This is a genomic window from Pseudomonas sp. TH43, assembly GCF_016650635.1.
GTDB lineage: Bacteria > Pseudomonadota > Gammaproteobacteria > Pseudomonadales > Pseudomonadaceae > Aquipseudomonas.
In genome coordinates this window covers 1,227,973-1,245,561 of record NZ_JAEKFI010000004.1, presented here as the reverse complement: position 1 = coordinate 1,245,561, position 17,589 = coordinate 1,227,973, and the positions used below count along the sequence as shown (strand labels likewise).

General features: G+C 59.8%; 16 protein-coding genes. 5 read left to right on the top strand and 11 right to left on the bottom strand.

The window, feature by feature from the left end:
• Window positions 1-116: 116 nt before the first annotated feature.
• A complete protein-coding gene (locus tag JFT81_RS22060) occupies window positions 117-1,502 on the bottom strand; it encodes a GTPase/DUF3482 domain-containing protein (protein WP_201229035.1) in 1,386 nt (461 codons plus the stop codon).
• Window positions 1,495-2,868, bottom strand: coding sequence for a DUF2868 domain-containing protein (locus JFT81_RS22055; protein ID WP_201229033.1), 1,374 nt, complete (start codon window positions 2,866-2,868; stop codon window positions 1,495-1,497). Before JFT81_RS22055 ends, JFT81_RS22060 begins: the two co-directional genes overlap by 8 nt.
• 85 nt (window positions 2,869-2,953) lie before the next feature.
• On the opposite strand from JFT81_RS22055, the gene JFT81_RS22050 reads away from it, so the two are divergent.
• Window positions 2,954-3,466: a dihydrofolate reductase gene (locus JFT81_RS22050; protein ID WP_201229031.1), complete on the top strand. Its 513-nt coding sequence runs from the start codon at window positions 2,954-2,956 to the stop codon at window positions 3,464-3,466.
• Window positions 3,467-3,576: 110 nt separating this feature from the next.
• Here the strand turns inward: JFT81_RS22050 and JFT81_RS22045 are convergent, their stop codons facing one another.
• Window positions 3,577-4,968, bottom strand: a complete 1,392-nt coding sequence (locus JFT81_RS22045; RefSeq protein ID WP_201229030.1) for an L-cystine transporter — start codon at window positions 4,966-4,968, stop codon at window positions 3,577-3,579.
• Between the two features lie 240 nt (window positions 4,969-5,208).
• Between JFT81_RS22045 and JFT81_RS22040 the strand changes: the two genes are divergently transcribed.
• A complete protein-coding gene (locus JFT81_RS22040; RefSeq protein WP_201229029.1) occupies window positions 5,209-6,270 on the top strand; it encodes a haloacid dehalogenase-like hydrolase in 1,062 nt (353 codons plus the stop codon).
• 187 nt (window positions 6,271-6,457) lie between these two features.
• On the opposite strand, the gene ilvD is transcribed toward JFT81_RS22040, so the two are convergent.
• The 6 genes from ilvD to JFT81_RS22010 form a co-directional block, all read right to left on the bottom strand.
• The gene (gene ilvD, locus JFT81_RS22035; protein ID WP_201229028.1) at window positions 6,458-8,299 is read right to left on the bottom strand and encodes a dihydroxy-acid dehydratase; all 1,842 of its coding nucleotides are present in this window, start codon (window positions 8,297-8,299) and stop codon (window positions 6,458-6,460) included.
• Between the two features lie 255 nt (window positions 8,300-8,554).
• Entirely contained in the window at window positions 8,555-9,778 is a 1,224-nt protein-coding gene (locus JFT81_RS22030) for an MFS transporter (RefSeq protein ID WP_201198608.1), read from the bottom strand.
• Window positions 9,771-10,748, bottom strand: a complete 978-nt coding sequence (locus JFT81_RS22025; protein WP_201229026.1) for a diiron oxygenase — start codon at window positions 10,746-10,748, stop codon at window positions 9,771-9,773. Before JFT81_RS22025 ends, JFT81_RS22030 begins: the two co-directional genes overlap by 8 nt.
• A complete protein-coding gene (locus JFT81_RS22020; RefSeq protein WP_201229025.1) occupies window positions 10,745-11,818 on the bottom strand; it encodes a SagB family peptide dehydrogenase in 1,074 nt (357 codons plus the stop codon). The genes JFT81_RS22025 and JFT81_RS22020 overlap by 4 nt, the downstream gene beginning before the upstream one ends.
• A 445-nt stretch (window positions 11,819-12,263) precedes the next feature.
• Window positions 12,264-13,460, bottom strand: a complete 1,197-nt coding sequence (locus tag JFT81_RS22015; RefSeq protein ID WP_201229024.1) for a class I SAM-dependent rRNA methyltransferase — start codon at window positions 13,458-13,460, stop codon at window positions 12,264-12,266.
• A 304-nt stretch (window positions 13,461-13,764) separates the two neighbouring features.
• A complete protein-coding gene (locus JFT81_RS22010; RefSeq protein ID WP_201229022.1) occupies window positions 13,765-14,304 on the bottom strand; it encodes a type 1 glutamine amidotransferase domain-containing protein in 540 nt (179 codons plus the stop codon).
• A 227-nt stretch (window positions 14,305-14,531) separates the two neighbouring features.
• Between JFT81_RS22010 and JFT81_RS22005 the strand changes: the two genes are divergently transcribed.
• The 3 genes from JFT81_RS22005 to JFT81_RS21995 all read left to right on the top strand — a co-directional run bounded on the left by JFT81_RS22005 (window position 14,532) and on the right by JFT81_RS21995 (window position 16,562).
• Window positions 14,532-15,344 (top strand): HDOD domain-containing protein, encoded by an 813-nt coding sequence (locus JFT81_RS22005; protein ID WP_201230616.1) that lies wholly within the window; start codon window positions 14,532-14,534, stop codon window positions 15,342-15,344.
• 12 nt (window positions 15,345-15,356) lie between these two features.
• Entirely contained in the window at window positions 15,357-16,169 is an 813-nt protein-coding gene (mutM, locus tag JFT81_RS22000) for a bifunctional DNA-formamidopyrimidine glycosylase/DNA-(apurinic or apyrimidinic site) lyase (protein ID WP_201229019.1), read from the top strand.
• Window positions 16,170-16,238: 69 nt separating this feature from the next.
• Window positions 16,239-16,562 carry a multidrug transporter gene (locus tag JFT81_RS21995; protein WP_201229017.1) on the top strand — a complete coding sequence of 108 codons (324 nt, stop codon included), beginning with the start codon at window positions 16,239-16,241 and terminating at the stop codon, window positions 16,560-16,562.
• A gap of 121 nt (window positions 16,563-16,683) precedes the next feature.
• On the opposite strand, the gene JFT81_RS21990 is transcribed toward JFT81_RS21995, so the two are convergent.
• Entirely contained in the window at window positions 16,684-16,935 is a 252-nt protein-coding gene (locus JFT81_RS21990; RefSeq protein WP_003195146.1) for a YfhL family 4Fe-4S dicluster ferredoxin, read from the bottom strand.
• Window positions 16,936-17,080: 145 nt separating this feature from the next.
• Window positions 17,081-17,560, bottom strand: a complete 480-nt coding sequence (gene coaD, locus JFT81_RS21985; RefSeq protein ID WP_007953414.1) for a pantetheine-phosphate adenylyltransferase — start codon at window positions 17,558-17,560, stop codon at window positions 17,081-17,083.
• Window positions 17,561-17,589 lie beyond the last annotated feature (29 nt).

Here is a 17,589-nt window from a genome sequence, read left to right as displayed (position 1 = left end):
TCTGTCATACGCCGACCTGAAATATTCAGTCGAACTCAGGTTTGGAAAAGCTTGAAGATCTGCTCCCTTTCCCCCTCTACCCCTTGGGGGCGAGGGCTGGGGTGAGGGGGTTCGATCTAAAGCTCTAGCACCTTCTCAACCAAACCCTCAATCTGCTCCTGCCGCTCCGCCTGATTCAACTTCGCCTGCGGATTCAGCGAAGACCATTGCGGATGCGCCCGCGCCTTGCTCAGCGCCTCGGGCAATTTACCCTCGCGCCAGGTCTTGTCCTGTGGCGTTGCCACCTGAACCGCGTCCATCGCCGCATGCCCACGCTGATCCAGTGCCAGCAACAACTGCCGCTGACGCAACGCCAACAACCGCAGCACCCCATCATCCACCGTCAGCTCGCGCTGCCCTTTGATCTTGCCGAGCAAGCGACTGCCATAGCTGCGCGCCGTTTGCAGTGCGCCGCCGGCAATCGCTCCGGCGAGTGCTGCGGCACCAAGAGTAATCCCGCCGACCAGCAAATCGACACCAGCCCCGGCTGCCGCGCCTGCGGCGATGCCGCCACCAACGCGCACGCCGAGTTGCTTGAGGGTTTCCGGGTTGAATAGGTCATCGCCCCAACGGCCATCGAGCAACGGCAAGTCACTGGCCGCTGCATCCTGCGGGCGAAACGCATAGAGCTTGAGCAGCGCCTCGACGCATTTCTGCTCGCGCTGACGCACGGCTTTGCGCAGTTCGCTGACGGCTTGCTGTTCCTGTTCGGCTTCACTGACCACACTGCGTCGACACGCGGCGCAGTCAATCAGCAGTTCGGCGATCAGTCGCGCCGCACTTTGCTGACGGGCGAGGCGCTGGGCTTGCTGATCAGCGATCAACCGCTCCAGCTGCGGACGTGCATTTTCCAGCAGCAGCGCGAGGCTTTCGTACAGCCGCCGCTCGCCATCTTCCGGCGGCGCCACGCTGTCGAAGCGTACTAGCGCATGCAGGCCAAGCCGCGCCAGCGCCTCGCGCCAATCGGGCTCGCGATGGTTGGCGCTGCTGACAAAATTCAGCACCGGCAGCAGCGGTTTTCCGCAACTGGCCAACACTTCAAGTTCGTCGCGGTACTTGGCCAGCACCGGTTCGCGGGCATCGATCACATACAGCCCGGCGTCGGAGGCGAGCAGTTGTCGCAGCACTTTGGCTTCCTGCTCGAAACGCTGACGCGCCTCGCTGCCGTCGAGAAACCGCGCCAGTCGCGCCGGGCCATCGAGGCGTTCACCGGGGCGTTCCAGGCGCTCGAGAAAATCCAGCAGGGCGATGGCGTCTTCCAGCCCCGGCGTGTCGTAGAGGTCGAGCAACGGCTCGCCGTCCACCGACAACCGCGCACCTTCGACATGCCGCGTGGTGCTTGGGCGATGGGAGACTTCGCCGAAGCCGACATCGCGGGTCAGCGTGCGCAGCAGCGAGGTCTTGCCGACGTTGGTGTGGCCGACCACCGCGAGTTTCAGCGGCGCTTTCCAGGCATCAGTCATGACCCGTCTCCAGCCAGTTCAACGGTGCGCAATCGGCGAACGGTAATTCAAGCTGTTGCAACGCGATGTGCCAGTCGCCGAGGCGCTCGGCGTCCAGCGCTTCGCCGGGTGGCGCTTGCAGCAGCCAGACGCGGGTTTCGCCCGCACTACGCGCCAGTTCGGCGATCAAGGCGAGGCTGCCGCGATCCGGCGAGCGTCGTGGGTCACAGGCGATGGCCAGACGTGCCGGCGGGAAACGGCTCAGTTGTTCGAGAAGTTTATGGCGCGATTCGCGGCTGTCGAGGATGCCGGCGTTGCTGACGTTTTTCGGCAACGCGGGCGGCCATGGACGCTGCTCGTCGAGTTCGATGGCGACCAGCAACGCACCTTCGCTGGCGATTTCGCCAACGCCGCTTTCGACGCGATGCATCTGCGCCGGCTCCGGATCGTTGACGCCGAGGCGCTCGCTGGTCGGCATCAGGCGTTCGCGCAATTGCGCGTAGCCGGGCAGGTTCAAGTCCAGACGTAGTGCGGCTTTGCCGATGTTCCAACGCCAGAAACATAACAGCGCCAACAGCAGGCGCGGCAGGACGCCGTACACCACCAACACGCCGACCAGCCAGGTCGCCCAGGCCTGACGGGCGCTTTCGATATCGAGTGCGCCGTCGCCGCTGGCGCGGATCATCTCCACGGTTGGCACGTTGAAACCCAGCAGCGACGGCAGATAGCCGAGCGCGTGGGTGACGTGGATAAAGGTGTCGGCGCTGAGAATCGTGGTTTCCCAAACGAAGCCGTAGCGCCGGGTCGCCATCAGCATCAGCAGCAGAAACAATGCGCACAGCATTGCCATTAGCCACAAACCGTTGACCAGCGTACCGAGTGCCCAGCGATTGAGTTTCTTGCGTTGCAACATCAGCAGGAGGGCGGGCGCCAGTTGTGCGGCTTTGGCGTCGCGGGCGAGTTTCTCGCTGAGCCACAGCCATAACCGGCCGAGGGTAGCGCCGTGTTCGCCGGCGAAGATCAATCCCAGCACCCAGCTCAACAACAGAATCAGGTTCAGCCCGAGCAAGCTGCCCAAGGCCCAGAACACGTTGACCGGGGTTTGCCCCAGTGCGGCGAAGGCCAGCCCGGCGCCGCTCAACAGCGCGAAAATCATCAGCAACACCAGCGCCAGACGCGCGCCTTGCAGCCAGTGTTTGAGGGCGGCCGCCAGCCCGTCACGCTCGGCCAGCCACAACGCGCGGCGCTGAATACGGCTCGGCAGATCGCCGCCGGCCGCGCGAGCCAGTCGATTGGCTTCCAGGTCATCCAGGGGGCCGGCGTGTTCTTCGCGCAGACGCACGGTTTCGGTCAACCAGAGGTTTTGCAGTGGAGTCAGTTCAGTCACGCGGCATCCCGTCGCTTAATTGAGCCGTGAGCATAACCGCTGTGGCGCTTATCGGGGTAAGCGGCGCTCTGGTATCCTCGCCGGCATGACTAAATCACTCCCCCTCAGCCTGATCGCAGCCCTCGGTGAAAACCGCGTGATCGGCGTCGACAACAGCATGCCCTGGCACTTGCCGGGGGATTTCAAATACTTCAAGGCCACCACGCTCGGCAAGCCGATCATCATGGGCCGCAAGACCTGGGATTCGCTCGGTCGACCGTTGCCGGGGCGCTTGAACATCGTGGTCAGCCGTCAGGCCGATCTGGCGCTCGAAGGTGCCGAGGTTTATCCGTCGCTGGAGGCCGCGGTGGTTCGCGCCGAGGAATGGGCGAAAGAGCAGGGCGTCGATGAGCTGATGCTGATTGGCGGCGCGCAGTTGTATGCGCAAGGGCTGGCGCAGGCGGATCGTCTGTATCTGACCCGAGTGGCGCTGAGCCCGGAAGGCGATGCGTGGTTTCCGGAGTTTGATTTGCAGCAGTGGAAACTGGTGTCGAACGTGCCGAATCCAGCGGAAGGCGATAAACCCGCGTACAACTTCGAAGTCTGGGAAAAAGCCTGAATTGTGGCGAGGGGATTTATCCCCGTTGGGTTGCGCAGCAGCCCCAAAATAATGGGGTCGCTACGCAACCCAACGGGGATAAATCCCCTCGCCACAAGTATGTGTTGCAGTTAAGCCTGAGCTAGCTCCGCATGCTCATCGGCATCCAGCAACTCTTTATCGGTCTGCTGCATCACCTGGCTGGTGATCGCGCCGGCTGTGATCGAGCCGCTCACGTTCAACGCCGTACGACCCATGTCGATCAGCGGCTCCACCGAAATCAGCAACGCCACCAGTGACACCGGCAAGCCCATCGCCGGCAGCACGATCAGCGCCGCGAACGTTGCACCGCCACCCACGCCCGCCACGCCGGCCGAACTCAGGGTCACAATCGCCACCAATGTTGCGATCCACAGCGGATCCAGCGGATTGATACCAACAGTCGGCGCAACCATCACCGCCAACATCGCCGGGTACAGACCTGCGCAACCGTTCTGGCCGATGGTCGCACCGAACGACGCGGCAAAACTGGCCACCGATTGTGGAATGCCCAGACGACGCGTCTGCGCTTCAATGCTCAGCGGAATGCTCGCCGCGCTGGAGCGGCTGGTGAACGCGAACGTCAGCACCGGCCAGATCTTGCGGAAGAAACGCAACGGGTTGATCCCGGCCGCCGACACCAGCAAGCCGTGCACCACGAACATCAGGCCAAGGCCCAAGTACGACACCACGACGAAACTGCCGAGTTTGATGATGTCTTGCAGGTTGGAGCCGGCGACCACTTTGGTCATCAGTGCCAGCACACCGTACGGGGTCAGTTTCATCACCAGACGCACCAGACGCATCACCCAGGCTTGCAGGGTGTCGATGGCGTTGATCACTTTCTGACCTTTCTCGACGTCGTCCTTGAGCAGTTGCAGCGCGGCAACCCCGAGGAACGCAGCGAAAATCACCACGCTGATGATCGAGGTCGGCTTGGCCCGTGCCAGATCAGCGAACGGGTTCTGCGGGATGAACGACAGCAGCAGTTGCGGAATATTCAGATCGGCGACCTTGCCGGCGTAGTCAGTCTGAATGGTTTGCAGACGGGCCATTTCCTGAGTGCCGGCGACCAGGCCTTCAGCGGTGAGGCCGAACAGATTGGTCAGACCGATGCCGATCAGCGCCGCAATCGCGGTGGTGAACAGCAGCGTGCCGATGGTCAGGAAGCTGATCTTGCCCAGCGACGAAGCGTTGTGCAGACGCGCCACGGCGCTGAGGATCGAGGCGAACACCAGCGGGATGACGATCATTTGCAGCAACTGCACGTAACCGTTGCCGACCAGATCGAACCAGCCGATCGAGGCTTTCAGCACCGGGTTGCCGGCGCCGTAGACGGTGTGCAGGGCCACGCCGAACGCCACGCCCAACACCAGCGCGAGCAGGACTTTTTTCGCCAGACTCCACGAGGTGTGGCGGGTTTGCGCGAGGCCGAAGAGCAGGGCGAGGAACACCAGCAGATTGAGGATCAGCGGCAGATTCATGAAAACTCCGATAAGACTTGTGCCAGTCACATGCTTGGGCGACTGCGAACCGGCAAGCCTAACAGTTTGATTTGCATTGATTTAATACCGAAATCGCAGGGCGTCCGTCGTTTTTGGAATAAGCGCGTGTCGCTCTCGGCAATGCATTTGGCGCAATGGGGACGCGGACGGTCGCTGACAGACGAGGACTGTCACACTTATTTGTTAGCGTCGATCTCTTTGAATCAGGGAGAAGGGCTTATGAAGTTCGCACCGAAATTTCTGGCTGTCGCGCTGGCTGTGGGCTTGGGCCTGGCGGGTCAGGCGTTCGCCACTGACCTCAAGCATTGGCCGGCCGATCAGGCCAAAGCGCTGGACGCGATGATCGCCGCCAACGCCAACAAGGGTAACTACGCGGTGTTCGACATGGACAACACCAGTTACCGCTACGACCTCGAAGAGTCCTTGTTGCCGTTCATGGAAAACAAAGGCCTGATCACCCGCGACAAGCTCGACCCTTCCCTGAAACTGATGCCGTTCAAGGACACCGCCGATCACAAGGAAAGCCTGTTCAGCTACTACTACCGTCTCTGCGAAGTCGACGACATGGTCTGCTACCCGTGGGTGGCGCAGGTGTTCTCCGGCTTCACCCTCAAGGAGCTCAAAGGCTACGTCGATGAGCTGATGGCCTCGGGCAAACCGGTGCCGGCGACCTATTACGAAGGCGATGTGGTCAAGACCCTCGACGTGCAGCCGCCAAAAATCTTCACCGGCCAGGTTGAGCTGTACAACAAGCTGATGGAGAACGGCATCGAGGTCTATGTGATGACCGCCGCTTCTGAAGAGCTGGTGCGTATGGTCGCTGCTGATCCGAAGTACGGCTACAACGTCAAACCGCAGAACGTGATCGGTGTGACCACGCTGCTGAAAAACCGTGAAACCAATGAATTGACCACCGCGCGTAAGCAGATCACTGCTGGCAAATACGACGAGAAGGCCAACCTCGGTCTAGAGCTGACGCCTTACCTGTGGACGCCGGCGACGTGGATGGCCGGCAAGCACGCGGCGATCCTGACCTACATCGATGAGTGGAAAAAGCCAGTATTGGTCGGTGGCGATACCCCGACCAGCGACGGTTACATGCTGTTCCACGATGTTGATGTGGCCAAGGGCGGTATCCACTTGTGGATCAACCGCAAGGACAAGTACATGACGCAGTTGAACGGCATGATGGCCAAACATGCAGCGGCGCAGGCCAAGGAAGGGTTGCCGGTGACGGCGGACAAGAACTGGGTGATCGTCAAACCTGAAGAAATCCAGTAACCCACACAGGTCTAGTGTGGGAGCGAGCCTGCTCGCGAAAGCGTTGTGTCAGTCATCCTCTTCGTTTCTGACATACCGCATTCGCGAGCAGGCTCGCTCCCACAGGGGATTTACAGTGTTCAGTAGCTCGTGGCAGACAAAAAAATGCCCCGCACTTGGCGGGGCATTTTTATTCGGCGGCTAAAACTTACAGCCCGTCGAGCATTGCCTTGTTGCGCACAGCACCTTTGTCGGCGCTGGTCGCCAGCAGGGCGTAGGCCTTCAGCGCGGTGGTCACTTTGCGTGGACGAATCTCGACTGGTTTCCAGCCTTTCTTGTCCTGCTCGGCGCGGCGTGCAGCCAGTTCTTCGTCGCTGACCAACAGGTTGATCGAACGGTTCGGAATGTCGATCAGCACTTTGTCGCCGTCCTGCACCAGACCGATCGCGCCGCCGGCCGCAGCTTCTGGCGAAGCGTGACCGATGGACAGACCCGACGTACCGCCGGAGAAACGACCGTCGGTGAGCAAGGCGCAGGCTTTGCCCAGACCTTTGGATTTCAGGTACGACGTCGGGTAGAGCATTTCCTGCATGCCCGGGCCGCCTTTCGGGCCTTCGTAGCGAATGATGACGATGTCGCCAGCCTTCACTTCGTCGGCGAGGATGCCGCGCACGGCGCTGTCCTGGCTTTCGAAAATTTTCGCGTTGCCTTCGAAGACGTGTATCGATTCGTCGACACCGGCGGTTTTCACCACGCAGCCGTCGAGGGCGATGTTGCCGTACAGCACAGCCAAACCACCTTCTTGCGAATAGGCGTGTTCGACGCTGCGGATGCAGCCGTTTTCACGGTCGTCATCAAGGGTTTCCCAGCGGGTCGACTGGCTGAACGCCGTCTGCGTCGGGATACCGGCAGGGCCGGCCTTGAAGAAGTGGTGCACGGCTTCATCGGTAGTCTGGGTGATGTCCCACTTGGCGATGGCTTCTTCCATGCTGCGGCTGTGCACGGTCGGCAGGTCGGTGTGCAGCAGACCGCCACGGGCCAGCGAACCGAGGATGCTGAAGATGCCGCCAGCGCGGTGCACGTCTTCCATGTGGTACTTCTGGATGTTCGGCGCGACTTTGCACAGCTGTGGAACGCTGCGCGAAAGACGGTCGATGTCGCGCAGGTCGAAATCGATCTCGGCTTCCTGGGCGGCAGCGAGCAAGTGCAGGATGGTGTTGGTCGAACCGCCCATGGCGATGTCGAGCGTCATCGCGTTCTCGAACGCTTTGAAGTTGGCGATGTTGCGTGGCAGCACCGATTCGTCGTTCTCGCCGTAGTAACGCTTGCACAGCTCGACGATGGTGCGGCCAGCCTGCAGGAACAACTGCTCGCGATCGCTGTGGGTAGCGAGGGTCGAACCGTTGCCCGGCAATGCCAGACCCAGTGCTTCGGTCAGGCAGTTCATCGAGTTGGCGGTGAACATGCCGGAGCACGAACCGCAGGTCGGGCAGGCGCTGCGCTCGTACTCGGCGACTTTCTCGTCAGAAGCGCTTTCGTCGGCGGCGATCACCATGGCATCGACGAGGTCGAGGCCGTGAGACGCGAGTTTGGTCTTGCCGGCTTCCATCGGGCCGCCGGAAACGAAGATCACCGGAATGTTCAGGCGCAAGGCAGCCATCAGCATGCCCGGGGTGATCTTGTCGCAGTTGGAGATGCAGACAATGGCGTCGGCGCAGTGGGCGTTGACCATGTACTCGACGGAGTCGGCGATGATCTCGCGGCTCGGCAGCGAATAGAGCATGCCGTCGTGGCCCATGGCGATGCCGTCATCCACGGCGATGGTGTTGAATTCTTTCGCTACGCCACCGGCGCGTTCGATTTCGCGAGCAACCAGCTGACCCAGGTCTTTCAAGTGCACGTGCCCGGGCACGAACTGGGTGAACGAGTTGGCAATGGCGATGATCGGCTTTTTGAAGTCGTCATCTTTCATCCCGGTGGCGCGCCACAGTGCGCGGGCGCCGGCCATGTTGCGGCCGTGGGTGGATGTTTTCGAACGGTAATCTGGCATGGAACACTCCGGGCGGCTAATCAGGTACTAAAGGGGAGTGAGCTTCTATGAACGTCTGGAACACTCAGAAATGGCCGTGTGTCCGGAAGTTGCCGATGACGTTGCGGGATCGCCGCTGGTCTCAGCCTGAGCTCATAAACCCGCCGGGGGATGAATGGCGATGAATCAGGCGATTCTACACCGCTGGCGTCTGGAGGGAATGGCGCAAAGTGTTGTTGCAGCACCGACGGTGTGTGTGGAATGACGACCGGCAGGCTAATCACCACCCACGGCGTTGGCTTCGAGGATTCTGGCGCGAAGACTGATGTGCCTGTTGAGCGCCAACGCCACGGTGCTCAGCAGAATAAAGCTGTAGCCCAATGTCAATTGCAGGTTGGCCGGGCTCAAACTGATCAGCGCGCTGATAAGGCCACCGCAAATGAAGATGAGGGTGCTGCCTGCCGAGGCCGAGGTGCCGGCAATCTCGGGGAACACGTTCATGGCCTTTGACGTGGCAGCCGGGCGGGCAATGGTGGTACCGGCGGTGCAGATCAGCATCGGGATCAGCACGGTGGCCGGTGCCAGCGCAAAGTTCGCGGACAGGTACAGCATCGTCAGACCCGACAGCAGAATCAGGCTCAGGCCGACGATGATTTGCTGGCCGGGGCGGACCCGTCGACTCAGCAGTGTGGCGACGATGCCGCCCACCACATAGGCGGCACCGTAGATCAGCAGAATCAGTGAGAAGTCATAGGGCGCCATTTGCAGTTGATCCATGAAGATCAGCGGCGAAATCACGATGAAGGAGAAGTGGCAGGCAAAGGCAAATGCCGACACCAGCCAATAGCTGACGAATTCGAAATCTCCCAGCACCCGCCGGTACGACTGAATGAAACCCAGGCGCACGCCGCTGTGAGCAGGGCGACTGTTGTTCAGGAACAGCCAGGCTTTGATCAGCACGACGGCAGCCAGCACGGCGAACACCCAGAAGCTGCCGCGCCAGCCGAGGGTGGCCTGCAGGAAGGTGCCGGCCAGGGGCGACACCGAAATGAAGATCCCCGTGGCGGTCACCATCAGAATGCGCAGACGGTCACGCTGCTCGCCTTCGAACAGATCCTGCACCAAGGCCTGTGACAACACGAAACAGCCGCAGCCCAGGGCCTGCACCACGCGGAATATCAGGAACAACGTGTAATCACTGGTGGCCACGCAGCCGAGCGCGCCGATCATCGAGACCGCCATGCCTGCCAGCAGCAAACCCTTGCGGCCGATCACGTCTGACAGCGGGCCTATCAATACTTGAGCAAAGGCGATGCCCACCGCAAACAGGCTGATCGACAGCGCGATGTCCGCCGGGGAGGTACGGAAGTGTCCGGCCAGCGCCGGAAAAGAAGGCAGCAGGACATCCAGCGGAAACACGCCCAGCAGCACCATCGCCATGAGCAAGCTGACAGCTGCGCGTCGTTGTCGGGTGGTCACCACAGATTTTCCATCATCCATCGATCAATCCTGCCTTGGCAAAAAGTTTCTGGTTGTTGGGGAGTGCGAAGAATCCGGCTTTTTCCAGTGCGTCGAGCGTAGCCATTGCTCCCGTTTTGGCGCGCTGACGGCCGGCGTGTGCATTGACCAAACCGTCGAGAATTTCCCTGATGGCACTGTCGGCAATACCCGCACCACGCAAACTCTGTTGTAGCCAGCGTTCATCGACTTCGAAAAAAATCCTGATGACTTCCAGCAGGATCTTTGCCGCAAACGAGCGTTGACGGCTGTTCAGGGTCAGCCACAGGTAATGGAACACTTCGGAAAAATACCGGCTGTGGCGAGCCTCATCAGCGAGGTGGTCGCGCAGCATGTCATTCACGCTGGAGACCAGACTGTCGCGACAGACCTCAAGCAGCTCGCGGGCAATAATGGTTTCCGAGACAAAACCAAGCAGAAACCAGGCCAGCGGGCGGTTGCTTTCTGGCGTTCGGGCGATCACTGCGTTCAGTCGAGTGATCCGTAATGGCATTACCGGGCGTTCGGCAATGCCGTGCAGGCTGGCAATCTGTTCGGCGAGCCGATTGGAGAACAGCGCGTGGTAACCCTCGTCGGTGTACAGCTGCAGGGCAGCGTTTTTCATTCGGGACGGGACGAAGGCGGGCAGTTCGCCATGGACAATGATTTCCACAGCCCGGTTGACGATGCGATGTTCGAGCAGCGTGGTGTAGTCGAGAAAGTGCACCAGATGATTGGCCGCCAGCCTGTGCGTAACATCGAGGCCCGCAGCCTGAACGGCAGGGTGCGCCAGGTACGGCAGGAATGCCGGAGGAAACCAGTGGCGGGTTTGCAGCTGTTGCTGCAGGTCATCCGGCAATTGGTAGTCATGTTGGCTGGTGCGCACCGAGGCGCGGTTGTCCCAGTCGTTGAGGGTGAACTTGAGCGGCCAGGATACAGGTGCTTCGAGTTGATCCGGGGTCAGCGCGCTCATGCTTGCGTTTCCTGCAGCAGGGTCTGCATTTCCTGACACATCGCCTGACCGTCGCTGACGCCGCAACCGACAAAGAACAGCGGCTGCTCGGCGCTGCCGGTGATGCCCAGCAGGTTCTCGACCTGATGATCGCCAAACGCGCCGGTCAGCCAGGTATTGAGACCCAGCGCTGTGGCTATCAACTGGAAAGATTGCGAAAGGTGGCCCGCTTCGACGAAGGCCATGCGATAAGCCCGCGAATGTTCATATTTCCACCAGAGCTTGTCGAAGCGCGCAGTGATGAACAGCCCCAGCGGCAGGTTATTGATGAAGTGTTGGCCGCCGAGCAGGTTGCCCAGCGCCGATTCGGGCAAAGGGTTGATCAGGCTCAGGGCATGCTCTGCCGAGTGATAGGCATAAATGCCGGGCTCCAGGCCGCGGACATTCTGTGCCAGAACAAAACCCTCACACGCATTCAGTCCTCCGCCCGAAGGGCTGCTGCGACGGGCGTGGAGACCATTGGCGATGCTGTCGTCGCGGTCGTTTTCGCGCTCGTGAAGAAAGCCGAGGGACAAGTAAAGCAGGGTGGCGACGTCATTCAGCGTGATCGCTTCACCCGTATAGGAACGGCAGGTCTTGCGTTGACGCAGCGCCCTGCCGAGGCTGTCATCGGCCAACTCGCAAGGCGCGGGCAGCACGATGCGCTCGCTCGTATCCGGCGCTGGACGCTCGTTTTCGGGTGCCGGTTTGCTCAGCACTTCATTGCAGTGGCTCAGGTATTGTCGGGACCATTCGTGGATATTCTGTGGTGTCTGTTCGCACGGGATATTCTGAGTGCCGATGTGATAAATCTTCGACAGTTCATCCCAACCCCATTCAGGGTTGTCTATTTTTGAAACGGTTAGTATTCCTGCGTTTAGCAGTTGTGTGTCTATTATGTTGCCGTGATCGAATATGTTCGGGTTGTCGATAAGTTTGGCAAGTCGGCAGGCGTAATTAAGATCGAGTTCATGTTGAACGTGGTCTTTGTAGTTCCAGACTATTTGTCCGGGCGTGCGCGGTAATATGAATAGGTACGGATTGATGTGCATGTTCAATGCTTCACTCTGGAAGGGTCGGGTGGACGCTGGGTTGCCGGCACTCCCCAGCGTCCTGACTTACTTAACGGGCTTTAGGGGCAACCAGAAAAGCCAGGTTTGCGATTTTGTTAGCTTCCAGGGTAATTGCTTTCATAGTATGAACTCCTTGTTCGTTGAGATTGAATGCCACCTCGTGGTGACAACTTAATCATAGTTACTAATTAATTATTGGCAAGTGGATATTAAGTAGGAAGATTCCGTAAATTTGTCGGAGCAAACCTTACGTCGAACGCTTATTTGTAAGTTGTTTTTCGCTAAATCATGAATGCAGAGAAATTTCCTGCAAGAGTTCAGGAAGTTAGTTGTAGGAATGAATTGGATTTAACGGGCGCCGACGGCATTGCACCGTCCTAAAATAAAACGGGGAGCCCTTGGGCTCCCCGTTTTTACTGACCGATCAGCTGTTAGGCAGCAGACGGCAGGTGATGCTCTTGATGTAGCGGGTCTCGGCGATGGCCGGGTGCACCGGATGATCCGGGCCCTGACCCCCACGCTCCAGCAACTGGATGTTGCGATCCAGGTGGCGGGCGCTGGTCAGGAGGATGTTCTGCAGATCGTCTTCCGGCAGGTGCATCGAGCACGACGCGCTGACCAGGATGCCGTCCTTGTTGAGCAGGCGCATGGCTTGCTCGTTCAGGCGACGGTAGGCGCCTTCGCCATTCTTCATGTCTTTCTTGCGTTTGATGAACGCTGGCGGATCGGCAACGATCACGTCGAAGCGTTCTTCGCTGGCTTTCAGCTCTTTCAGGGCTTCGAAAACGTCGCCTTCGATGCAAGTCATCTTGTCGGCGAAGCCGTTCAGCGCAGCGTTGCGCTCAACGCCGTCGAGGGCGAAAGCCGAGGCATCGACGCAGAACACTTCGCTGGCGCCGAATGCGGCAGCCTGCACGCCCCAGCCACCGATGTAGCTATAAAGGTCGAGCACGCGTTTGCCTTTGGCATAAGGCGCCAGGCGCGCGCGGTTCATGCGGTGGTCGTAGAACCAGCCGGTTTTCTGACCCTGGATGACCGGTGCTTCGAACTTCACGCCGTTCTCTTCCAGCGCGACCCACTCAGGCACCAGGCCGAACACGGTTTCGACGTAGCGGTTGAGGCCTTCGGCGTCACGGGCGGCGGAGTCGTTCTTGAACAGAATGCCGCTTGGCTTGAGCACTTGGGTCAGCGCGGCGATCACGTCGTCTTTGTGCGCTTCCATGGTCGCCGAAGCGATTTGCACGACGAGGATGTCGCCGAAACGGTCGACAACCAAGCCTGGAAGCAAGTCGGAATCACCGTAGACCAGGCGATAGAACGGCTTGTCGAACAGGCGCTCGCGCAGCGACAAAGCGACGTTCAGACGGTGCACCAGCAGCGACTTGTCCAGCGACAGCTTGATGTCGCGCGACAGCAGACGGGCGCAGATCAGGTTGTTCGGGCTCATCGCGACGATGCCCAGCGGCTTGCCACCCGCGGCTTCGAGGATGGCTTGATCGCCGGCATTGAAGCCGTGCAGTGGCGTGGCGGCTACATCGATTTCGTTGCTGTAGACCCACAGGTGACCGGCGCGCAGGCGACGGTCGGCGTTGGCTTTGAGGCGCAAGCTAGGCAGGGACATGACGTCGCTCCGGAAAAAAGAGCGGGAGTATAGCGCGTCAGGCCGGCTGATTGGCCGGCAAATGGACATGTGGTGCGTTCCCAATGTGGGGGGATTTATCTGTGGCGAGGGGATTTATCCCCGTTGGACGGCGCAGCCGTCCCAAGGCCATCTGACACGGTATGTCTGATACACCGCGCTGTCAGGTTTTGCGACTGCTGCGCAGCCGAACGGGGATAAATCCCCTCGCCACAATAGATCAGTGTGAAAGGAGAAAAGCATTCCCATGTGGAAGTGGGCTTGCTCGCGAAGACTGCCTTGAAAGCTAGGCGGACAGTGTATCGATCAACTCTTTGCTGAACGCCGGAATATCATCCGGCTGGCGGCTGCTGATCAAATGTCCGTCCTTGACCACCTCCTGATCGACCCAGTTGGCACCGGCATTGACCAGGTCGTCCTTGAGCGTCTTGTAGCTGGTCATGGTTTTGCCATTGACCAGCCCTGCCGAAATCAACAGCCAACCACCATGACAAATCACTGCAATCGGTTTTCCGGCAGAGGTGCCCGTCTTGACCAGATGCTGGGCGTCCTGATCGATACGAATGGTGTCGGAGTTCTGCACGCCGCCCGGCAGCACGATCGCGTCGTACTGCTCGCTACTGGCAGCCTGGAAGGTCTGGTCAACTTTAAAGTCGTCCGCCGGCTTGTCATGGTTCCAGCCTTTGACCGTGCCTTCCTCGGCCGAAAGGATATCGACCTGAGCACCGGCCTGTTCCAATGCCTGCTTGGGACCTGTCAATTCAACCTGTTCGAAACCATCGGTTACCAAAAAAGCGACGCGCTTGCCGTTGAGGGAAGTGGCCATCGATAAGCTCCTGAGTCTGTGGGGATTTGTTGCCGCGCCGGACAGAAATTGTCCGCTGGGCCTTACAAACTCCGAAGCCTGAGCTTGAATGAAAGTTCCTCCAATATGCCCGTCGGTGTGTCGCCCTGCGGTTTCAACGGTTAGAATCGCCGCCTGTCCCAGAGTGTGTACTTATGTCCCAAGAGCTGACCACCGAACAGATTCAACAATCGCTGCAAGGCATCAGTGTGCCCGCGCAGCCGCAGATCATGGTGGATCTGCAAATGGAGCAGTACATGCCTGATCCGGATCTGGAGGTGATCGCCAAACTGATCGCTCAGGATCCCGGCCTGTCCGGTTCGCTGCTGAAAATCGTCAACTCGCCGTATTACGGCCTGAGCAACAAGATCACCTCGATTCAGCGCGCGGTGAACCTGTTGGGCAGCCGTTCGATCATCAACCTGATCAACGCACAGTCGATCAAGGGCGAGATGAACGACGACACTATCGTCACGCTCAACCGTTTCTGGGACACCGCCCAGGACGTGGCGATGACTTGCCTGACCCTGGCCAAGCGTGTCGGCACCCAGGCCGGCGATGAGGCGTATGCCTTGGGCCTGTTCCACGATTGCGGCGTGCCGTTGATGCTGCAACGGTTCCCCAATTACATGTCGGTGCTGGAAAAGGCTTACGCCAACGCCAGCCCGGAATGCCGCGTGGTCGACACCGAAAACCGTGAGTTCAACACCAACCATGCCGTGGTTGGTTATTACACCGCCAAATCCTGGCGTCTGCCGGAGCACGTCAGCGCCGCCATCGCCAATCACCACAATGCCCTGGCGATCTTCAGCGATGAATCGTCGCGCAACAGCCAACTGAAAAATCTGTTGGCGCTGCTGAAAATGGCCGAGCACATCTGTGCCTCGTATCGTGTGCTCGGTAATCAGACCGAAGACTTCGAATGGAACGCGGTCGGGCCGCTGGTACTCGATTACGTAGGTCTGTCGGATTACGATTTCGAAACGCTCAAACAAACGATCCGCGACCTCGGCGCGCATTGATTCGAGAACACCATGCCTGAATTGCCGGAAGTCGAAACCACCCGCCGCGGCATTGCCCCGCATCTGGAAGGCCAGCGCGTCAGCCGGGTGATCGTGCGTGATCGGCGGCTGCGCTGGCCGATCCCGGAGGACCTCGATGTGCGCCTGTCCGGGCAGCGTATCGTGCTGGTCGAGCGCCGCGCCAAGTATCTGTTGATCAATGCTGAAGTGGGTACGTTGATCAGCCATTTGGGCATGTCGGGTAATTTGCGTCTGGTCGAGGTCGGATTGCCGGCACTCAAGCATGAGCATGTCGATATCGAGCTGGAGTCGGGTTTGGCCTTGCGTTACACCGACCCACGGCGTTTCGGCGCGATGCTCTGGAGTAACGATCCGCTCAATCATGAACTGCTGATTCGTCTCGGGCCGGAGCCGTTGACCGATCTGTTCGATGGCGAGCGCCTGTTTCAGCTGTCGCGCGGGCGGTCGATGGCGGTCAAGCCGTTCATCATGGACAACGCGGTAGTGGTCGGCGTCGGCAATATTTACGCGACCGAAGCGTTGTTTGCCGCCGGCATCGATCCGCGTCGCGAAGCCGGTAGCATTTCCCGCGGGCGTTATCTGAAACTGGCGATCGAGATCAAACGCATCCTTGCTGCGGCCATTGAGCGCGGCGGCACCACGTTGCGTGATTTCATTGGGGGTGACGGGCAGCCGGGCTATTTCCAGCAGGAACTGTTTGTTTACGGCCGTGGCGGCGAACACTGCAAGGTCTGTGGTACCGGATTGCGCGAAGTGAAGCTGGGTCAGCGCGCGAGTGTGTTCTGCCCACGCTGCCAGAGCTGAAGCAAAAAGCTTAAAAAGTCCTACGGTCTATAGTGAGTTGTCTCACTGTTCAGCCCGAAGGATCGTGCCATGAAATCCTTGCAAGTCCTCTTTCTCACGCTGCTGCTGTGTTCCAGCCAGGCTGCTCAAGCCACGGAAAATGGCAGCGGTGATCCGCGCTACGCCATCCAGAACCCACCTGCCTACGCCATGATCGGTGATTTGCTGATTGCCCGACCTTTGCTGGCGGTGGCGACAGTGATCGGTGCGGGCGTATTTGTCGTGTCGCTGCCGTTTACCGCGCTGGGTGGCGGGGTTGGCGATGCGGGGCAGGCGCTGGTCGTGGATCCGGCAAAAGCGGCGTTTGTGCGGTGTCTGGGGTGTACGGGGGAGGGGTTTGAGCAGCGCGAGTGAATCGGGATTTGTTGTGAGGCTGATGGCCCCATCGCGAGCAGGCTCGCTCCCACAGTTTGAAATGCATTCCAATGTGGGAGCGAGCCTGCTCGCGAAGAGGGCCGAACAGGCGCTGAAGGACTCAGGCCTTGCCGGTGATCTTGCGGTACTTCTCCATCAACTGCTCTTCAGTCTCGGGATGCGCTTCGTCCAGCGGAATGCAATCCACCGGGCAGACCTGCTGGCACTGTGGTTCGTCGTAGTGGCCGACGCACTGGGTGCACAGATTCGGGTCGATCACGTAGATCTCTTCGCCTTGGGAAATGGCGGCGTTCGGGCACTCGGGTTCGCAGACGTCGCAGTTGATGCAATCGTCGGTGATGATCAGGGACATGCTAACTCCAGCCGGGGCGGAAGGCCCGGGCGCTATAAATCAATGCGCGCAATTGTGCCGCATTGGCGAGCGCAGTGCACGCGGGTGCGATCAAGGGCACTGTTGGCTGCGATCTAAAAACCCGGATCGCAGCCTTCGGCAGCGCTTACTTCTTGAAGCGCAGGGTCAGGGCTTCAGCGACGGCCGGGTGGACGAACTTGCTGATATCGCCGCCCAGCGCGGCAATTTCCCGCACCAGCGTCGAAGAAATGAACGAATAACGCTCGGACGGCGTGAGAAACAGGCTCTCCACATCCGGCGCCAGTTGGCGGTTCATGTTGGCCAGCTGGAATTCGTATTCGAAGTCCGACACCGCACGCAAACCGCGCAGGAACACGTTGGCGTTCTGCTCTTTGGCGAAATGCGCGAGCAGCGTCGAGAAACCGACCACTTCCACGTTCGGCAGGTGTTTGGTGACCTCGCGAGCCAGTTCGACCCGTTGTTCCAGCGGGAACAGCGGGTTTTTCTTCGGGCTGGCAGCGACCGCAATGATCACGTGATCGAACAAGCGCGAGGCGCGTTCGACCAGATCGCCATGGCCCTTGGTAATAGGGTCGAAGGTACCTGGGTACAACACTCGGTTCATCGCGTCGTCCTGGCGGGAGTCCGTTGGGG